The organism is Rhodoferax sp. EU05-FHT12H12 (genome assembly GCF_058791215.1).
The window spans coordinates 184,085-200,964 of the sequence record NZ_JBYTDI010000004.1 but is presented as its reverse complement, the minus strand read 5'-3'; the positions used below and the strand labels follow the sequence as shown (position 1 = coordinate 200,964).

Annotated in this window: 18 protein-coding genes; 3 read left to right on the top strand and 15 right to left on the bottom strand. The window is 61.4% G+C overall.

Translation table 11 applies throughout. From position 1 onward, the window contains the following. Nucleotides 1-7: 7 nt before the first annotated feature. From rpoE to AC3WS7_RS13115, 10 genes are all read right to left on the bottom strand, one after another. Entirely contained in the window at nt 8-628 is a 621-nt protein-coding gene (rpoE, locus tag AC3WS7_RS13160; protein WP_492656679.1) for an RNA polymerase sigma factor RpoE, read from the bottom strand. Further along, complete coding sequence (locus AC3WS7_RS13155) at nt 625-1,104, bottom strand: hypothetical protein (RefSeq protein ID WP_492656678.1); 480 nt, start codon at nt 1,102-1,104, stop codon at nt 625-627. The genes rpoE and AC3WS7_RS13155 overlap by 4 nt, the downstream gene beginning before the upstream one ends. Before the next feature lie 24 nt (nt 1,105-1,128). Then, a complete protein-coding gene (gene fabF, locus AC3WS7_RS13150; protein WP_492656677.1) occupies nt 1,129-2,373 on the bottom strand; it encodes a beta-ketoacyl-ACP synthase II in 1,245 nt (414 codons plus the stop codon). A 100-nt stretch (nt 2,374-2,473) separates the two neighbouring features. Next, complete coding sequence (gene acpP, locus AC3WS7_RS13145; protein WP_094479684.1) at nt 2,474-2,713, bottom strand: acyl carrier protein; 240 nt, start codon at nt 2,711-2,713, stop codon at nt 2,474-2,476. 100 nt (nt 2,714-2,813) lie between these two features. After that, on the bottom strand, nt 2,814-3,560 hold the full coding sequence (gene fabG, locus AC3WS7_RS13140; protein ID WP_296468571.1) for a 3-oxoacyl-ACP reductase FabG: 747 nt from the start codon (nt 3,558-3,560) through the stop codon (nt 2,814-2,816). After that, nucleotides 3,557-4,507 carry an ACP S-malonyltransferase gene (gene fabD / locus AC3WS7_RS13135; RefSeq protein WP_492656676.1) on the bottom strand — a complete coding sequence of 317 codons (951 nt, stop codon included), beginning with the start codon at nt 4,505-4,507 and terminating at the stop codon, nt 3,557-3,559. Before fabD ends, fabG begins: the two co-directional genes overlap by 4 nt. A gap of 52 nt (nt 4,508-4,559) precedes the next feature. After that, nucleotides 4,560-5,537, bottom strand: a complete 978-nt coding sequence (locus tag AC3WS7_RS13130) for a beta-ketoacyl-ACP synthase III (protein ID WP_296468568.1) — start codon at nt 5,535-5,537, stop codon at nt 4,560-4,562. 27 nt (nt 5,538-5,564) lie between these two features. Then, the gene (gene plsX / locus AC3WS7_RS13125; protein ID WP_296468566.1) at nt 5,565-6,590 is read right to left on the bottom strand and encodes a phosphate acyltransferase PlsX; all 1,026 of its coding nucleotides are present in this window, start codon (nt 6,588-6,590) and stop codon (nt 5,565-5,567) included. A 113-nt stretch (nt 6,591-6,703) separates the two neighbouring features. After that, nucleotides 6,704-6,886 (bottom strand): 50S ribosomal protein L32, encoded by a 183-nt coding sequence (gene rpmF, locus AC3WS7_RS13120; RefSeq protein ID WP_105259923.1) that lies wholly within the window; start codon nt 6,884-6,886, stop codon nt 6,704-6,706. Nucleotides 6,887-6,996: 110 nt separating this feature from the next. Further along, a complete protein-coding gene (locus AC3WS7_RS13115; protein ID WP_492656675.1) occupies nt 6,997-7,545 on the bottom strand; it encodes a YceD family protein in 549 nt (182 codons plus the stop codon). Between the two features lie 25 nt (nt 7,546-7,570). Between AC3WS7_RS13115 and AC3WS7_RS13110 the strand changes: the two genes are divergently transcribed. Together AC3WS7_RS13110 and AC3WS7_RS13105 are read left to right on the top strand one after the other, a co-directional pair. Next, entirely contained in the window at nt 7,571-8,173 is a 603-nt protein-coding gene (locus AC3WS7_RS13110; protein ID WP_492656674.1) for a Maf family nucleotide pyrophosphatase, read from the top strand. Beyond that, the gene (locus AC3WS7_RS13105) at nt 8,170-8,943 is read left to right on the top strand and encodes an SAM-dependent methyltransferase (RefSeq protein WP_492656673.1); all 774 of its coding nucleotides are present in this window, start codon (nt 8,170-8,172) and stop codon (nt 8,941-8,943) included. The genes AC3WS7_RS13110 and AC3WS7_RS13105 overlap by 4 nt, the downstream gene beginning before the upstream one ends. 48 nt (nt 8,944-8,991) lie before the next feature. On the opposite strand, the gene AC3WS7_RS13100 is transcribed toward AC3WS7_RS13105, so the two are convergent. From AC3WS7_RS13100 to AC3WS7_RS13085, 4 genes are read right to left on the bottom strand one after another with little or no spacing between them, the layout of a single operon-like run. Beyond that, the gene (locus tag AC3WS7_RS13100) at nt 8,992-10,032 is read right to left on the bottom strand and encodes a S49 family peptidase (RefSeq protein WP_296468558.1); all 1,041 of its coding nucleotides are present in this window, start codon (nt 10,030-10,032) and stop codon (nt 8,992-8,994) included. Nucleotide 10,033: 1 nt separating this feature from the next. Further along, a complete protein-coding gene (locus AC3WS7_RS13095) occupies nt 10,034-10,414 on the bottom strand; it encodes a Rieske (2Fe-2S) protein (protein WP_492656672.1) in 381 nt (126 codons plus the stop codon). Nucleotides 10,415-10,424: 10 nt separating this feature from the next. Next, on the bottom strand, nt 10,425-11,099 hold the full coding sequence (locus AC3WS7_RS13090) for an HAD family hydrolase (RefSeq protein ID WP_492656671.1): 675 nt from the start codon (nt 11,097-11,099) through the stop codon (nt 10,425-10,427). 23 nt (nt 11,100-11,122) lie between these two features. Continuing rightward, nucleotides 11,123-12,205 carry an RluA family pseudouridine synthase gene (locus tag AC3WS7_RS13085; RefSeq protein WP_492656670.1) on the bottom strand — a complete coding sequence of 361 codons (1,083 nt, stop codon included), beginning with the start codon at nt 12,203-12,205 and terminating at the stop codon, nt 11,123-11,125. Between the two features lie 495 nt (nt 12,206-12,700). On the opposite strand from AC3WS7_RS13085, the gene AC3WS7_RS13080 reads away from it, so the two are divergent. Further along, nucleotides 12,701-15,730, top strand: coding sequence for an Rne/Rng family ribonuclease (locus tag AC3WS7_RS13080; RefSeq protein WP_492656669.1), 3,030 nt, complete (start codon nt 12,701-12,703; stop codon nt 15,728-15,730). Between the two features lie 49 nt (nt 15,731-15,779). Here AC3WS7_RS13080 and AC3WS7_RS13075 read toward each other — a convergent pair whose 3' ends face one another. After that, nucleotides 15,780-16,856 (bottom strand): GGDEF domain-containing protein, encoded by a 1,077-nt coding sequence (locus AC3WS7_RS13075; RefSeq protein WP_296468549.1) that lies wholly within the window; start codon nt 16,854-16,856, stop codon nt 15,780-15,782. Nucleotides 16,857-16,880 lie beyond the last annotated feature (24 nt).

Genomic DNA, 16,880 nt, shown 5'->3' with positions numbered 1-16,880 from the left:
TCCATTCCTACCAACGTTTTCCGGTCTGCTTTTCCAACAAGGGCTTCACTTTTGCCGAAATGGCCTCCCGGGCCCGGAAAATCCGGGACCGCACGGTGCCAATCGGACAATCCATGGCCACAGCAATCTCCTCGTAACTCAAACCTTCAATTTCGCGCAGTGTCACCGCCTGGCGCAACTCTTCGGGCAAAGCGTCCATCGCGGTGTTCACCACACCGGCAATCTCTTTCGCCGCCAGCTCCGATTCCGGGGTCTCTTCGGTACTTGGTTCGTATTTGGGCCCGGAAGTTTCATCTTCCTCTGCAGAGGACAAAAAACTCTCCGACATCGTGGGGTTGCGCTTGAGCTCCAGCAGAAACTTCTTCGCTGTATTTACCGCAATCCGGTAAAGCCAAGTGTAAAACTGGGCATCCCCTCTAAATTGGTGCAGAGCGCGGTACGCGCGGATGAAGGTCTCCTGGGCAATGTCTTCGACCAGGTCCACATCCCGTACCATGCGCCCCACCAAACGCTGTATGCGACGCTGGTACTTCAGTACCAGCAGACCATAGGCCCGCTGGTCCCCGGCCAAGGTCCGCTCCACCAGGAGCAGGTCGACATCGTTGGGGGAGGCCGACGGCTCCGTCATGACAACAACCCTTCAGGATCGGTCGAAGGAGATGGCGTCAAGCCATGTACCGTGGAATGCACCAACGCGCGCCGCAAGGCATGCCAGGTTTTGGGTGGGCCACCAGGTGCCTGCTCCAGCCAGACGAACACAGAAAAGCGGCCCGTACCTTGCAGCGAGACAAGCACCACGCGCTGAAAATCCAACACGATACGCACACGGGAGACTGGGGTATCTTGCGAGGTCACCCAAAGCCAGTGCTCACCGTCCCATCGCAAGATACCCGCTGGCGAACGATGCCAAGCCCAGGCAGCGCTGGCCGCAGTCAAGAGAAGCAGGATCGCTTGCACCCCCAGCGCCCACGCCGAGAATTCCACAGAGGTGGCCCATGCCATCGCGCAGAGGCTGGCCAGCGCCAGCAACACACCTGCCAACACCACGCGGGCATGCCAACGCGAGCGGCCTACCTGGAAACTAACCGCAGGAGGTCGGTGCATCGTCCCTTGGGGCAATGGCGAAAATCAGACGCGCTTGAACACCAGCGTGCCGTTGGTGCCACCAAAGCCGAAGTTGTTCTTCACGGCCACATCGATCTTCATGTCCCGCGCCGTGTTGGCACAGTAGTCCAGATCGCACTCGGGATCTTGGTTGAAGATGTTGATGGTGGGCGGGCTCTTCTGATGGTGCAACGCCAGCACGGTGAACACCGACTCCAGACCACCCGCACCACCCAAAAGGTGACCCGTCATGGACTTGGTGGAGTTCACCACCATCTTCTTGGCGTGGTCGCCCAAGGCCGCCTTGATGGCGTTGGTTTCGTTGATGTCGCCCAGCGGTGTGGAGGTCCCGTGTGCGTTCAGGTAGTCCACCTGGTCGGGATTGATCCCCGCGTTACGCATGGCACTCAGCATGGCGCGGCGCGGGCCGTCCATATTGGGGGCGGTCATGTGGCCAGCATCGGCACTCATGCCAAAGCCTGCCAGTTCGGCATAAATCTTGGCGCCACGCGCCTTGGCGTGTTCGTACTCTTCCAGCACCATCACGCCTCCGCCTTCTCCCAGTACAAAGCCATCACGGTCTTTGTCCCATGGGCGCGAGGCCGTTGCGGGGTCGTCATTGCGGGTAGACAGTGCGCGCATGGCGGCGAAACCGCCAATGCCCAGTGGCGACACCGTGGCTTCCGAGCCACCGGCAACCATCACATCGGCATCGCCATACTCGATCATGCGACCGGCTTCGCCAATACAGTGCAAGCCGGTGGTACAGGCGGTCACGATGGCAATGTTCGGGCCCTTGAAGCCAAAACGCATGGACACATGGCCCGCCGTCATGTTGATGATGGAGGCCGGCACGAAAAATGGGGAGATGCGGCGGGGACCGCGGTTGGCGTACTCGGCGTGGGTATTCTCGATCATGGGCAAGCCGCCAATGCCGGAACCAATCACACAACCAATGCGGGTGGCTTCTTCGTCGCCCAACGCGTCACCCGTCTTCAAGCCGCTGTCGTTGACGGCCTGCACTGCGGCGGCAATGCCGTAATGGATAAAGGTATCCATGGTACGGGCTTCTTTGGACGTCATATAAGACTCCAAGTCGAAGTTGCGCACCTCACCGGCGATCTTGCAGGCAAAGGCCTCGGGATCGAACTTGGTGATCGTGGAGATGCCTGACTTGCCAGCCAAAATATTCGACCAGGCTTCGGACACCGTGTTACCCACGGGACTGATGCAACCTAAACCTGTAACAACGACGCGGCGACGGGACATAGAGATCTGAAATTCAGCAGTTCGTCAATGAAATGCCGCCAGCAGCGGCATGGGGAGCATACGGGATGCGGCAGCACCCGCCGGGTGCTGCCCAAGCCGATTAGGCCTTTTTGTGGGACGTCGCGTAGTCGATCGCGTTTTGCACGGTCGTGATCTTCTCCGCGTCTTCGTCGGGGATCTCGATCCCGAATTCGTCTTCCAAAGCCATCACCAGTTCCACGGTGTCCAGGGAGTCGGCACCCAGATCGGCCACGAAGGCTTTTTCGTTGGTGACTTGAGACTCTTCAACGCCGAGTTGTTCAGCAATGATTTTTTTGACACGGACTTCGATATCGCTCATGGGTTCCCTCTAAGGGTTGTAAAAGAATCCGAGATTTTACCCGCCCTAGAGACTTGTCTCTAACCGGGCCGCCGCTCAGACTTCGGCGGGGTTGAATCACTTACATGTACATGCCGCCGTTGACGTGCAATTCCTGCCCCGTCACATAGCTGGCTTGAGGCGAGGCCAGGTAGGCCACCGCGTGCGCAATATCACTAGGTTTGCCCAGATGGCCCAAGGGAATTTGACCCAGCAAGGCTTTTTGCTGGTCTTCGCCCAGGCTGGCGGTCATGTCGGTCTCAATAAAGCCAGGGGCCACACAGTTGACGGTGATGTTGCGCGAGCCCAGCTCGCGCGCCAGCGCCCGGGTCATCCCGGCCACACCGGCCTTGGCGGCCGCGTAGTTGGCCTGGCCAGGGTTGCCAGAGGCTCCCACCACCGAGGTGATGCTGATGATGCGGCCATAACGCTGCTTCATCATGGTGCGCAACACCGAGCGGCTCATGCGGAACACCCCCTTGAGGTTGGTGTCCAGCACCGCGTCCCAATCGTCATCCTTCATGCGCATGGCCAGCGTGTCGCGGGTGATGCCGGCGTTGTTCACCAGCACGTGCAGACCGCCCTGCTCCTTGGCAATGGCATCCACCAGCGCATCACCAGCGGCACCGTCCGTCACGTCCAGTGTGCGACCGTCGCAGCCCGGAAAGGCCGACAGCGCCTCACGAATCTTGGCCGCGCCTGCGTCGGACGTGGCGGTGCCAATCACTTTCACACCCTTGCGGGCCAGCTCCAGCGCAATGGCGGCGCCAATGCCGCGCGAGGCGCCGGTCACCAGGGCTACCTGGCCTTCAAATTTCACTTCGCTCATGCCAATACTCCCTTGACGTCTTCCAAGCTGGCGGGGTCGAACAGCGCAGCACCGTTCATTTCCGCATCGATGCGCTTGACCATGCCGGCCAGCACCTTGCCGGGACCGCACTCTACCAAGGTCGTCAGACCACGTGCCTTGATGGCTTGCACACACTCCACCCAGCGCACTGGGCCAAAGGCCTGGCGGACCAGGGCGTCGCGGATGCGGTCTGCATCCACCTCTACGGCCACGTCAATATTGTTGATGAGGGCGATCTGGGGCGCGGCAATCTCGATATCTTCCAGACGTGCCTTGAGTTTCTCGGCCGCGGGCTTCATCAAACTGGAGTGAAACGGTGCCGACACGGGCAGCAGCAGCGCACGCTTGGCACCATTGGCCTTGAGGATTTCGCAGGCCTTGTCCACCGCCGCCTTGCTGCCGGCGATCACGGTCTGGGCAGCGTCGTTGAAGTTCACGGCTTCCACCACTTCAGAACTATCCGGGCCGAAAGCCTCCGTCGCCTCTGCGCAACCCGCTATCACTTTTGCAGCGTCCATGCCCAGAATAGCCGCCATGGCGCCCACGCCCACGGGCACGGCCTCTTGCATGGCCTGGGCGCGCAGGCGCACCAGCGGCGCGGCTTGCGCCAGCGTCAGCGAACCTGCCGCCACCAAGGCGGAATACTCGCCCAGCGAGTGGCCAGCCACGGCCTGCGAGGCCACGCCGGTTTCAGACATCCAGACACGGTAGGCGGCCACACCGGCCACCAACATCACGGGCTGGGTATTGGTGGTCAAGGCCAGAGCTTCTTTGGGGCCCTCATGGATCAACTGGGCCACGTCTTCGCCCAAAGCGTCGGAGGCCTCGCGCAGAGTCTCGGCCACCACAGGGTGATCGCCCCAAGCGTCCAACATGCCCACGGATTGGGAGCCTTGGCCGGGAAATACAAATGCAAATGGTTTCATAGAGATTGGCAATGAAATAGGGCTTTAGCCCGCATGGAATATGCACGAGCAGCTACAAAGTCAGGAGCACCGCACCCCAGGTGAAACCACCGCCTACACCCTCGAGCATCAGGGTCTGGCCTGGCTTGACCTGGCCAGCTCGCACCGCCGCGTCCAACGCCAGCGGAATCGAGGCCGCCGAGGTATTGCCATGCTGGTCCACCGTCACCACCACTTTATCCATGGGAAGTTTCAGTTTTTTGGCGGTGCTCTGCATGATGCGGATGTTCGCCTGGTGGGGAATCAGCCAGTCGATGTCCGCCTCGGTCTTGCCGGCCTTGGCCAGCGTGGCGCGGGCCGCGCTTTCCAGAACGCCCACCGCCAGCTTGAAAACCGCCTGTCCATCCATCTTTAATAGAGGGTCGCCCAGAATATGGCCGTTGGCCACATGGCCCGGCACACACAAAATGCCCACGTGTTTGCCATCGGCATGCAGATCGCTGGCGAGAATGCCGGGCGTTTCCGAGGCTTCGAGCACCACGGCGCCCGCGCCGTCGCCAAACAACACGCAGGTAGTGCGGTCATTGAAATCCAGCAGGCGGGAGAACACCTCGGCACCCACTACCAGCGCCTTGGTTGCGGCGCCCGTCTGGATCATGGCGTCGGCAACTGAGAGAGCGTAAACAAATCCGCTGCATACGGCCTGCATGTCAAACGCCGCGCCGCCGTTGGCACCCAGCTTGTTCTGCAAAATACAGGCAGTGGAAGGGAAAACCATGTCCGGGGTGGACGTGGCCACAATGATCAGGTCAATGTCCTTGGCTTCCAGGCCAGCCGCTTGCAGCGCACCTTTGCAGGCCTCCAAGGCCAAGTCGCTGCTGTACACACCGTCGTCCACAAAGTGACGCGCGCGGATGCCAGTGCGCTCCACGATCCACTCGTCTGAAGTTTCTACACCAGTCGCAGCCAGTTGGGCCACCAGGTCGGCGTTGCTGAGGCGGCGGGGAGGCACATAGCTACCAGTGCCGGTGATTCGCGAATATCGTCTCATGGGTGTTATGGCGGGCACCCGTTCAGGCTACTGCGTTGCTTCAGACGCAGCCAACAAAGGGGCTGCATGGGCAATGCGGACCTGAACGCGGTCCAGCAAGTTGTTTCGGGCTGCATCATACGCCCGGTTCAAAGCGTTGCTGAAAGCCAGCACATCCGCCGAGCCATGGCTCTTGAACACCAGGCCACGCAAGCCCAACAACGCAGCACCGTTGTAACGACGGTGATCTACGCGGTTTTTCAGTGCTGTTAGCACCGTATAAGCCGCAATAGCCGCCATTTTGGTGAAAATATTTTTAGAGAACTCGGCTTTAAGGAAGTTGCCGATCATGGATGCCAGACCTTCGCTGGTCTTCAGCGCCACGTTGCCGACAAAACCGTCACACACCACGATATCGGCGGTGCCTTTGAAAATATCGTTGCCTTCGACGTTACCCACAAAGTTCAAATCGCCGGATTTAGCTGCATTTCGCAGCAATTCACCCGCTTTTTTGATGACTTCGTTGCCCTTGATGACTTCTTCACCAATATTGAGCAAACCCACCGAAGGCGATTCCTTGTTGGTAAGCACAGACACCAGTGCCGACCCCATGACCGCGAACTGCAACAGGTGCTCGGCCGTGCAATCCACATTGGCGCCCAGGTCCAGCACCGTGGTGGCGCCGCCCGTGGCATTGGGGATTTGACCTGCGATCGCCGGACGCTCGATGCCGTCCATGGTTTTGAGGATGTAGCGCGAAATCGCCATCAGTGCGCCCGTGTTACCCGCCGAGACGGCCGCCTGGGCAGCCCCATCCTTCACCTGTTGAATCGCCACGCGCATGGAAGAGTCTTTCTTCTTGCGCAACGCCACCTCCAATGGGTCGTCCATGGCAACAACTTCAGTTACGGTGATCCGTGTGGCACGGGGGTGCGAGAAGCCTTGGAGTGCATCGGGCAAACCGACCAGTATCAGCGCAGCATCTGCGTGCTGCTCCAGGAACTGGGTACAGGCGGGCAAGGTGACCTGGGGACCGTGGTCGCCCCCCATGCAATCAACGGCGACAGTAATCATGCGAGCATCATTCCAACGACAAGGAAGTCAAACATCCGAATATAGAGGCCATAAATGACAAAAGCCCGTTGCTACAGGAACTGTAGCTTCGGGCTTTTGGAGATTCAGGCGAATCAGGCTTCGGACTTGGTCTTCAGCACCTTGCGACCACGGTAGAAACCGGTGGGGCTGATGTGGTGACGCAGATGGGTTTCACCGGTGGTGGATTCCACGGCAATACCGGGCACAACCAAAGCGTTGTGCGAGCGGTGCATACCGCGCTTGGAAGGAGATTTTTTGTTTTGTTGAACGGCCATGGTCGGCTCCTGAGCAAAAGTGCTGCACAGGGTGTGGCAACACGGGTTAGGTTGGTAAAACGCGGCGGAGTTGCGCGCGAAGCCTCAGATTATAGCCCAATGTAGGCCTGTTAGCCAAGGCCCTTGTCTTTGAGCTTCTGGAGCACGGCAAACGGATTGGGCTTTTCATCGGCGATGTGCTCAAAATCCGCATCCACGGCTTCCAGCTTCACGGCCTGGGGGCAGGTCTCGTGCTTGGGCACAGGGGGAATGGACATCAACAGCTCGTCCTCCACCAAGTCCACCAAGTTGAATTCCCGGCTCAGCACCAGAACATCCTCTTCCGATTCTTCGTCCTCGACTTCGGCCAAGGCTTCCGTGGCGACAAAGCGGAAATCACGCGTGAACGCGATGTCCACATCCACCGGTGTCAGACAGCGCTGGCAGGTCATGGTCAGGACGGTACGCCCAGACAGGTGTACCCAGGGCTCATCCACCCCGGCGGCATCCGAGCGGATGGTGCCTTGGGCGCCAAAATGCACGGCGACAGCGTCTGCGGCTCCCTGGGTTTCTTCGCACAAACGCAGCATCTGGGCCAAAGGCACTTGGCCCTTCAACTGGCCGTCGATCTTGGCGAAAGTCAGGATGTTCAGGCTATGGGCTGAATATTCATGTGTCATGCGCGCAGTGTAAGAGAATCGCCCCATGCAAGACTCCGCCCCCCGCCAACTCGTTTTAGGCTCCACCTCGGCCTACCGCCGCGAACTGTTACAGCGCCTGCGCGTCCCCTTCACCGTCGCAGCCCCTGATGTGGACGAAACCCCACAGCCCGGCGAGACCCCTCTCGCATTGGCGCGCCGACTGGCACTGGCCAAAGCGCGGGCCGTCGCCGCACAACACCCAGACTGCGTGGTGATCGGCTCTGACCAGGTGGCCGATCTGGACGGCGAACCGCTGGGCAAGCCCGGCACCCACGAACGTGCCGTTGCACAACTGCAGAAAATGCGCGGCAAAACCGTGGTTTTCCAGACGGCTGTGGCCGTGGTGTGCCAAGCCAGCGGCTTCCAGCAGGAGGATGTGGCCCCGGTTCGGGTCGTATTCCGAGACCTGAGCGATGCGGAGATTGAAAATTACCTGCGCGCCGAGACTCCGTATGACTGCGCAGGCAGCGCCAAAAGCGAGGGCTTGGGTATCGCATTGCTGGCGTCGATTGACAATGACGACCCCAGCGCCCTGGTGGGCCTGCCGCTGATCCGCACCAGCCGCATGCTGCGCGCGGCCGGCATCCCACTGCTGGGATCGGTATGACACAGACGCCCTCCCCCAAAGGTACGCTGTACTTGGTGCCTGCGCCGCTGGACTTTGGCTGCGTCACCCAAAGCCCGCTGGACCAAAGCATGCCTGCCCACACGCTGGCCGTGGCAGCCCGTTTGCGGCATTGGATTTGTGAAAATGCCAAAAGCACACGTGCTTACCTCAAACGCGTAGATGCCAGCCATCCGCTGGGCACAGCTCTACAAGAACTGACCATTCAGGAACTGCCGCGCGAGGTGCACAAGAAAGGCGACCATCTGGGTGGCTTTGATGCCACCCCCCTGCTGGCCGCAGCACGACAGGGGCACGATGTGGGACTGGTCAGCGAGGCGGGCATGCCCGCCATTGCAGACCCCGGTTCATCGGTGGTGCGTGCAGCGCACGACCTGGGCCTGCGTGTAGTACCGCTGGTAGGGCCGGTGTCGCTGCTGCTGGCGCTAGCCGCCAGCGGACTCAATGGGCAGAACTTTGCGTTTGTGGGTTATGTGCCGGCCGATCCGGCCGAACGCAACAAGCGTATCCGCGAGCTGGAATCGCTGGCGCTAAAAACCGGGCAAACCCAGCTCTTCATCGAAACACCCTACCGCAACACCGCCCTGCTGCAGGGCCTGCTGCAAACCCTGCAGCACAACACACGCTTGGCCACCTCCAGCGGACTGACGCTGGAAACGGCCAATACCCACAGCAACCTGGTGAAACAGTGGAAGCAAAGCGGCTGGACGCTGGACAACGCCACCCCCACGGTCTTTGCGATCGGCCGCTGAGGTCGGGCGGCTAGCGCCCCAGGCAGGCAGTCGAGCCTGGGTGCGTACTTAGTGGATGGCCGGCAAAGAGCGCAGGGCACGCACCGCGCCATCACCAATCGAGGCACCAAAGCGCTTGACCAGGCGCTCGGCCACGTTGTCCTTGCGGGTGTAGTCGATGATGTCCTCGGCCTTTACCACCTCACGCGCTACGTAGTCCAAGTTGCCCAGCTGGTCAGCCAAACCCAGTTCAATGGCTTGCTGGCCGGTCCAGAACAGGCCGCTGAACATGTCGGGAGTTTCCTTCAGGCGTTTGCCCCGGCCATCCTTGACCACCGCAATAAATTGCTGGTGAATCTGGTCCAGCATGGCTTGGGCAAAGGCGCGCTGCTTCTCGGTCTGCGGGCTGAAGGGGTCCAAAAATCCCTTGTTCTCACCGGCTGTCATCAGGCGGCGCTCCACGCCCAGCTTGTCCATCAGACCGGTGAAGCCAAAGCCGTCCATCAGCACACCAATGCTGCCCACGATACTGGCTTTATCCACAAAAATCTGGTCCGCCCCCGCGGCGATGTAATACGCGGCCGAGGCACAGGTTTCTTCCACCACGGCGTATACGGGTTTGTTGTACTGGGCCTTGAGGCGTTTGATCTCGTCGTTGATGATGCCGGCCTGCACCGGGCTGCCACCGGGCGAGTTGATCAAGAGCACCACGGCCTTGGCGCCGTCGTCTTCAAACGCGGTACGCATCGCAGCCACCACAAACTCGGCGCTGGCATCCGCACCCGCCGCAATCTCCCCCTGGATGGACACCACCGCAGTGTGGGGCGTACTCACGTCGGTGGTGGTTCCGCCTTGCTGCAGGCCGAACCACAGCAGGGCCGACAGGAACACCAGCCATGCGATGCGGATGGCATTGCGCCAGCGCCGCGCAGCGCGCTGCTCCACCAGCGTCGCCATGGCCAGTTTCTCCAGCGTGGCCCGCTCCCACCCAGCCGCCGGGGCAGCCGCGGAAGACGCTACGTTATTGATAGCTGCTTGCGCAGCATCCACGGGGGCTGATGCCGGATTTGATGCAGATTCAGGGGTCGGCGGGACAGAATGTTCAGACATATCAGAAGGCGACAGGTTGTAAGTTGGGGGCAGTATGCCAGTGCACGACACCATCGGCCTCCGTGAGGGCAATGGAAACCAGCCCCCCGCGGCAGGGACCAGTGCGGCACTGGCCCGTTTGTGGGCTGTACATGGCGCCGTGGGTGGCGCAGATCAGCCAATTGCCGGTCATGTCGAAAAAGCGGTTGGGCTGGTAGTCCATTTCCATGGGCACGTGGGAGCAGCGGTTCAGGTAGGCATAGGCCTTGTCGGCATACCGAATGGCAAATCCGTAACAGGTCTGGCCGCAATAGACCACATCAAACGGCACGGCCTCGCCGCTATTCACCAGATCGGCGCTGTTGCACAGGGCAATGGCCACACCAGCAGGTCCGAGTGTCATGGCTGTCTCCTCAGGCGTAGGCCAGCAACCAAGCCTGCAGCTCAGCCACCGAATGCGCCACATGGCGCGGCTGCAGCGGCGTAAAGGCAGCGGGTTCATGTGCCCCGTAGCTCACGCCCACACTGGCACAGCCGGCATTCAGGGCCAATTGCAGGTCGTGGGTGGTGTCACCAATCATCAGTACGCGCTCGGGCGGCACCCCAAACTCGGCCATCAACTCCTGCAACATCAGCGGGTGGGGCTTGCCGGCAGTCTCGTCCGCAGTGCGCGAGCCATCGAACACCCCCCGCAGCTCCACCGCCTGCAAGGCTTCATTAAGTCCCGAACGGCTTTTGCCGGTGGCCACCGTCAGCAAATGGCCCGCGTCTTTCAGCGCACCCAACATGGGCAACACGCCGTCAAACAGGCTGATGTCGTTCTGGTGCAGCACATAGTGGTGTTTGTAGCGCGCGCCCAGCAGCGGGTACTTCTCTTTGGGCACATCGGGCGCGGCGTGGGCCAGTGCCTGCATCAGGCCCAGACCAATCACATAGGCGGCGTCCTTGTCGCTGGGCACGGTGCCCCCCACATCGGCCACCGCTGCCTGGATGCAGCGGGTGATGATGGCCGTGGAATCAAACAGGGTGCCGTCCCAGTCAAAGGCGATGAGGTCAAACTGGCGGGTGCGGGTGGGATTGGCAGACATAAAAACGGTGGGTTTGCTAAAAATCAGGCCGCCGCCGGTACGGCAACGTGCAAGAAATCGGACAGTTCGGGCGGTAGCTCGGCAAACAACTCGACCTTTATGCCGGTGAGCGGGTGCTTGCACTGAAAGCGCCAGGCATGCAAAAACATGCGCTTGAGCGGCGCTTGAGCGGCGCCACGCGCCAATTCCTTGTTCAGGACGAAGTCGCCGTACTTGTCGTCGCCGGCAATCGGCATGCCTTCGGATGCCAGATGTACGCGAATCTGGTGCGTGCGCCCGGTCTTGATGGTCACCTCCAGCAGCGAGTAGCCGCGCTGACCCGTGGCATCGGCAACAGCCGGCACGCCAGAGGTGGCGCGAACCTTCACCAGCGACAGGGAGGGCATAGCATCCGGGTGGTCCTTCTCGACCACCTTCACACGGCGCTCGCCCGCATCCGCGCCACCGTCTTTGCTGGCCAGCAGGTACTTGTGCAGGGACTTGTCCAGCACCTTCTTATTGCTGGGCCACTGCCCCACTACCAGCGCCAGGTAGGTCTTGCCGGTTTCGCGCTCGCGAAACTGGTCTTGCAGGTTTTTCAGGGCGCTGCGCTTCTTGGCAATCAGCAAAATGCCGCTGGTTTCACGGTCCAGGCGGTGCACCAGCTCCAGAAAGGTGGCCTGAGGCCGCGCCATGCGCAGTTGCTCAATCACCCCAAAACTGACTCCCGATCCGCCATGCACCGCCACGCCGGCAGGCTTGTCGATGACGAGGAAATGGTCATCTTCAAATAATACGGAGAAGGTTTTGGCGGGGGTCCGGCTGCTCGCCTGGGCTGCCACCTGCTCCGCCATGGCCTGGGCTTTTTGCTCCACCCGCTCGGACATGCGCACCGGTGGCACCCGCACCACGTCCCCTGCCTCGACCCGGGTGTCGGCGCTGGCACGGCCTTTATTCACACGCACCTCGCCACTGCGGATGATGCGGTAGACATGGGTTTTGGGCACACCCTTGAGCTCGCGCATCAGGAAGTTGTCCAATCGCTGGCCAGCGCTGTCTTCGTCCACCGTCACCGATTTGACTTGCGGCAGGGTTGGGGCTGGATTGCCCTCTATAATGTGTTTCACTAGCGTCGCGCCGTAAGTGGTTGATTTGTCTGGAGTTTAGTCCACACCCCACCAAACGTTACGCTGGAAGGTCGATGCCGCCACGCTGCCTTGCTTGCAAATCACACGCCACTTGCCTGTGATGGCCCGCAAACAGCAGGGTCAAGCCGACGAATTGAAACCCTGAAACGGAATACCCCAAACTCGCAAACCCACGGTTTGCGAGTGGAATGAAACGAGATGTTTGTGTTGCTGAGCCTGATGACCTTGTGCCTGCGGAGCGTCTACGCCCCGTTGGGTGGCACATATCGGCCTGCAGCCCCGGTACAACCTGCGCAACGTGCTACTATTTTGATAGCAAGTTCACAAACCCATCCCCTCGTCCCCATCCCTGCGCCTACGCTTCGTCACCTCGTGTGACCTGAAGTTCTCCGGCAATTCCACCTCACTTCAATTCGTCAGTCCGGCACCGTACGCCCATCCCGGGCATGTGCTTATTGAAGAAGGATGCAATCCATGAAACGGATGCTGATCAACGCCACGCAGGCTGAAGAACGCCGCCTGGCCATCGTCGACGGACAAAAACTCCTCGACTACGAAATTGAAATTGAAGGGCGCGAACAGCGCAAGGGCAATATCTACAAGGCCGTCGTTACCCGCGTCGAGCCTTCGCTGGAAGCCTGTTTCGTCGACTACGGCGAAGACCGCCACGGCTTCCTGCCGTTCAAAGAAATCTCCAAGATGTACTTCAAGGAGGGCGTGTCAGCCTCCCAAGCCCGCATCCAGGACGCCATCCGCGAAGGCCAGGAACTGCTGGTGCAAGTGGAAAAAGAAGAACGTGGCAACAAGGGCGCAGCCCTGACCACCTTCGTCTCGCTGGCCGGCCGTTATGTGGTCTTGATGCCCAACAACCCCCGTGGCGGTGGCGTTTCGCGCCGCATCGAGGGCGACGACCGCGCGGAGCTCAAAGAAAACATGGACCAGTTGGAATACCCCAACGGCATGTCCATCATCGCCCGCACCGCCGGCATCGGCCGTAGCGCACCTGAGTTGCAGTGGGACCTGAACTACCTCTTGAAGCTGTGGACCGCGATCGACGGCGCCGCCAAGGGCGGCAAGGGTGCTTACCTGATCTACCAAGAGTCTTCGCTGGTAATCCGCGCGATCCGTGACTACTTCAACCACGACATCGGCGACATCCTGATCGACACCGACGACGTGTACGAACAGGCCCAGCAGTTCATGGCCCACGTGATGCCCGAGCACGCAGCGCGCGTGAAGCGCTACCGTGATGACGCACCGCTGTTCAGCCGCTTCCAGATCGAACACCAGATCGAATCGGCCTACGCCCGCACGGTGCAACTGCCCTCCGGCGGCGCCATCGTGATCGACCACACCGAAGCCTTGGTGTCCGTGGACGTCAACTCGGCCCGCGCCATCAAGGGCGGCGACATCGAAGAAACCGCCACCCGCACCAACCTGGAAGCCGCTGACGAAGTGGCGCGCCAGATGCGTCTGCGCGACTTGGGTGGCCTGATCGTGATCGACTTTATCGACATGGAAGAGTCCCGCAACCGCCGCGAAGTGGAAAACCGCTTGCGCGACGCGCTGCGCCAGGACCGTGCCCGCGTGCAATTCGGCACCATCTCCAAGTTCGGTCTGATGGAAATGAGCCGCCAGCGCCTGCGCCCGGCCCTCTCCGAAGGTGCCTCCATCCCCTGCCCGCGTTGCGGTGGTTCCGGCCACATCCGCGACACCGAGAGCTCGGCGCTGCAGATTCTGCGCATCATCCAGGAAGAATCCCTCAAGGACAACACCGCCTCCGTGCTGTGCCAGGTGCCCGTCGATGTAGCGTCCTTCCTGCTGAACGAGAAGCGTACCGAAATCGCCAAGATTGAGCTCAAGCAGCGCATCAACGTGCTGATGGTGCCCAACAAGACACTGGAAACACCGAACTACAAGCTGGAACGCCTGAAGCACGACGACCCGCGCCTGGACCACATCGAAGCCAGCTACAAGATGGCGGATGACATGGAAGAGGCCACCGGCGTGACCCGCCGTTCGCAAGAGCCGACCAACAAGCAGACCCCGGTCATCAAGGGCGTGCTGCCGGACGCACCCGCCCCCATCGCCCCGCCCAAGCCCGAAGTGGCCAAGCCGCAGGCTGCAGCGCCTGTCGCCAAGCCCGTTGTGGCGGCGCCTGCGCCCGCAGGCAAAGGTTTCTTTGGCTGGATCAAGGGCCTGCTGGGTATGGAAGAAGCCGCACCCGTGGCCAAGCCCGCACCCGCGACCGCAAAGACCGAAGACAAGCGCGAAGGCCGTGACGGCCGTAGCCGTGATGGCAACCGCAACGGTGGCCGTGGCGGTGAACGCAGCGACCGTGGTGGCGAACGTGGCGAAGGCCGCAACAGCCGCGGTGGCCGCAATGAGCCCCGCGCCGACGGCCGTGGCCCACGTGACGAAAACCGTGGCGAAGCCCGTCCCGAAGGCGGTGCAGAGCGTGGTGAACGCGGTGGTCGCAATGGCCGCAACCGTGGTGAACGCGGCGAGCGTGGTGAGCGCCAGGGTGGTGCCCAGCGCAACGAGCGCATGGACGCCGGTGCAGCCGTAGCAGGCCAGGAAGTTCAAGTGTCCGCAGGCGCTGACAACGGCAACGCCCCCCGCGGCGATGGCCGTGGCGAACCGCGCCAAGACCGCGCCCCCCGTGGTGAAGGCCGTGGACGCAACCGCGGCGAAGGTCGCGGCCCGCGTGAAGAGAACGCTGAGCGCAGCGCCGAGCCCCGCCAGGATACACGCGCCGAGGAAACCACAGACGCCCGCCCAGAAGGTGCCGCAGATGTGAACACCGAGGTCCGGGGAGAAGGTCGTGAAGGGCGTGGTCGTGGACGCAATCGCAATGGCCGCCGCGACGAACGTGGCCCACGCCAGGACGAAGGCAACCGCAGCGATGCGGAGCCGCAATCCGCACTCGCTTTCGCTGACACCACCCCCAGTACCCAAGGTGATGCTGAAGCAGCCCCTGGTGAAGCAGGCACACCCGCCGACGGGCGAAATGCCAGCGGAGAAGGCCAACGCCGCTCACGTGACCGCTATGGTCGTGACCGTGGCAACCGCCAGGAACGTGGCGAGCAGCCAGACGCCCAGCAACAGCCCACAGACGAAGCGCCGCAAGTAGCCGTGGCCGTCCCTGTTGAGCCACAGCCCGCCGTTGCGGTAGCCCCCGCCCCTGTGGCGATGGCCGTTGCACCGACCGTTGCACCCGCCACCCCTGCAGTGACTGGCAGCATGCCCAAAGTAGCAGGTTATGCACTGCCTACCGAGTCCTTGCAGCAAGTGGCCCAAGGTTCAGGCCTGCAGTGGGTGAACTCGGATGCAGCCAAGATTGCTGCCGTACAAGCTGCCATTGCAGCCGAGCCCAAGCCCGTACATGTGCCCCGCGAGCGCCCTGCCCCTGTGGTGGTGGACGCGGGACCGCTGGTGCTGGTGGAAACCCGGCGCGATCTGCGCAACATGAGCTTGCCGTTTGAAGAAAACACGGCAGGCTAAGTAAAAAGGGGCACCGCGGTGCCCCTTTTTTTGGTCTGTCAAAAGGCCGTTAAAACAGGTCCACAGCGCCGATCTTCAGCGCATCCCCAAAAAAGCCCTTGCGCACCAGCTCCGCGTGGCTGAACACCTTGTTTCGACCGTTGTGCTGGGCATAGTCCACCGCACGCTCGGCGTGCTCCAGCGCCGTGCTGGGCGAGTCGTCCGGCGTGATGCGGGTAAAGCCGGCACAAATGGTGACGCGTCCCACCTGAGGGAAGTTGAACTTCTCGATGTTGGCGCGAAAACGTTCAAATGCTGCCAACACCAGGGCTTCGTCGGGGCAGTGCATGAGCACGGCAAACTGCTCTCCGCCCAAGCGGTATAGCCGGTCATAGGTGCGGAAGGTGTTGTTCATGATGCGTGCCACCAGCAACAGTACCTCTTCGGCAATCAGGTGGCCGTTCTTGTCATTGAGCAGGCCAAAGTTGTCGATGCTGATGGTGCCCATCCAGTAGTTGGGCGGCACCCGGTGACGGCGCTCCTGGCCCGGCGCCACGGTCACCTTCAAAGACTCCGACTGGGACTCGGGCCCCTCGCCAAGCTCGTCGAGCACGGCGCTGTAAAAGGTGTCGTCCAGGGACTTGCGGTTGAGCAAGCCGGTCAGCGCATCGCGGTCGCTGTAGGCCAGCAGGTGGTACATATTGCGAAACACATGCTGAACCTGCGCCAGTGTTTGTACCTGCTCCTCCGTCAAGGCCGACGCGGAGTGAATCTCCAGCACACCTTCGTCCTCGTTGAGGGTCTCGGCAAACAATGGGAAGTAGGTGATGCGAGGACCGTCTTCGCCAGCCCAGGCGATCTCGATTCGCTCACGGTTTTGCAGGGCCCGCAGGCGATCCCGGTTGTCGTCGAGCAGAGGCAGTTTTTGGAAGTCCACCCGCAGCGGGTCCACCACCTTGCCCCCTCCCTTGGCGTCCAGCGTCGCCACTTCCAGCCAGCGTTTGATGCCTTCTTCGCTAACCACCCGCGCAACAATGACACGTTGAATGGGTACCAGGTCAATCAAGGCCTTGGACAGCGTGAGCTCCAGCAGATCGCGGTCGCGGTGGTCTGTGAGCTTGATCAGGTGGTCTATGAGTGTGGCCATGGGCCGGATAATAGCCCTGAAAGT

Bases quoted from the DNA above. Each gene is read 5' to 3' on its own strand.
- rpoE (WP_492656679.1), bottom strand. From the start codon at position 628: ATGACGGAGCCGTCGGCCTCCCCCAACGATGTCGACCTGCTCCTGGTG.
- AC3WS7_RS13155 (WP_492656678.1), bottom strand. From the start codon at position 1,104: ATGCACCGACCTCCTGCGGTTAGTTTCCAGGTAGGCCGCTCGCGTTGG.
- fabF (WP_492656677.1), bottom strand. From the start codon at position 2,373: ATGTCCCGTCGCCGCGTCGTTGTTACAGGTTTAGGTTGCATCAGTCCC.
- acpP (WP_094479684.1), bottom strand. From the start codon at position 2,713: ATGAGCGATATCGAAGTCCGTGTCAAAAAAATCATTGCTGAACAACTC.
- fabG (WP_296468571.1), bottom strand. From the start codon at position 3,560: ATGAGCGAAGTGAAATTTGAAGGCCAGGTAGCCCTGGTGACCGGCGCC.
- fabD (WP_492656676.1), bottom strand. From the start codon at position 4,507: ATGAAACCATTTGCATTTGTATTTCCCGGCCAAGGCTCCCAATCCGTG.
- AC3WS7_RS13130 (WP_296468568.1), bottom strand. From the start codon at position 5,537: ATGAGACGATATTCGCGAATCACCGGCACTGGTAGCTATGTGCCTCCC.
- plsX (WP_296468566.1), bottom strand. From the start codon at position 6,590: ATGATTACTGTCGCCGTTGATTGCATGGGGGGCGACCACGGTCCCCAG.
- rpmF (WP_105259923.1), bottom strand. From the start codon at position 6,886: ATGGCCGTTCAACAAAACAAAAAATCTCCTTCCAAGCGCGGTATGCAC.
- AC3WS7_RS13115 (WP_492656675.1), bottom strand. From the start codon at position 7,545: ATGACACATGAATATTCAGCCCATAGCCTGAACATCCTGACTTTCGCC.
- AC3WS7_RS13110 (WP_492656674.1), top strand. From the start codon at position 7,571: ATGCAAGACTCCGCCCCCCGCCAACTCGTTTTAGGCTCCACCTCGGCC.
- AC3WS7_RS13105 (WP_492656673.1), top strand. From the start codon at position 8,170: ATGACACAGACGCCCTCCCCCAAAGGTACGCTGTACTTGGTGCCTGCG.
- AC3WS7_RS13100 (WP_296468558.1), bottom strand. From the start codon at position 10,032: ATGTCTGAACATTCTGTCCCGCCGACCCCTGAATCTGCATCAAATCCG.
- AC3WS7_RS13095 (WP_492656672.1), bottom strand. From the start codon at position 10,414: ATGACACTCGGACCTGCTGGTGTGGCCATTGCCCTGTGCAACAGCGCC.
- AC3WS7_RS13090 (WP_492656671.1), bottom strand. From the start codon at position 11,099: ATGTCTGCCAATCCCACCCGCACCCGCCAGTTTGACCTCATCGCCTTT.
- AC3WS7_RS13080 (WP_492656669.1), top strand. From the start codon at position 12,701: ATGAAACGGATGCTGATCAACGCCACGCAGGCTGAAGAACGCCGCCTG.
- AC3WS7_RS13075 (WP_296468549.1), bottom strand. From the start codon at position 16,856: ATGGCCACACTCATAGACCACCTGATCAAGCTCACAGACCACCGCGAC.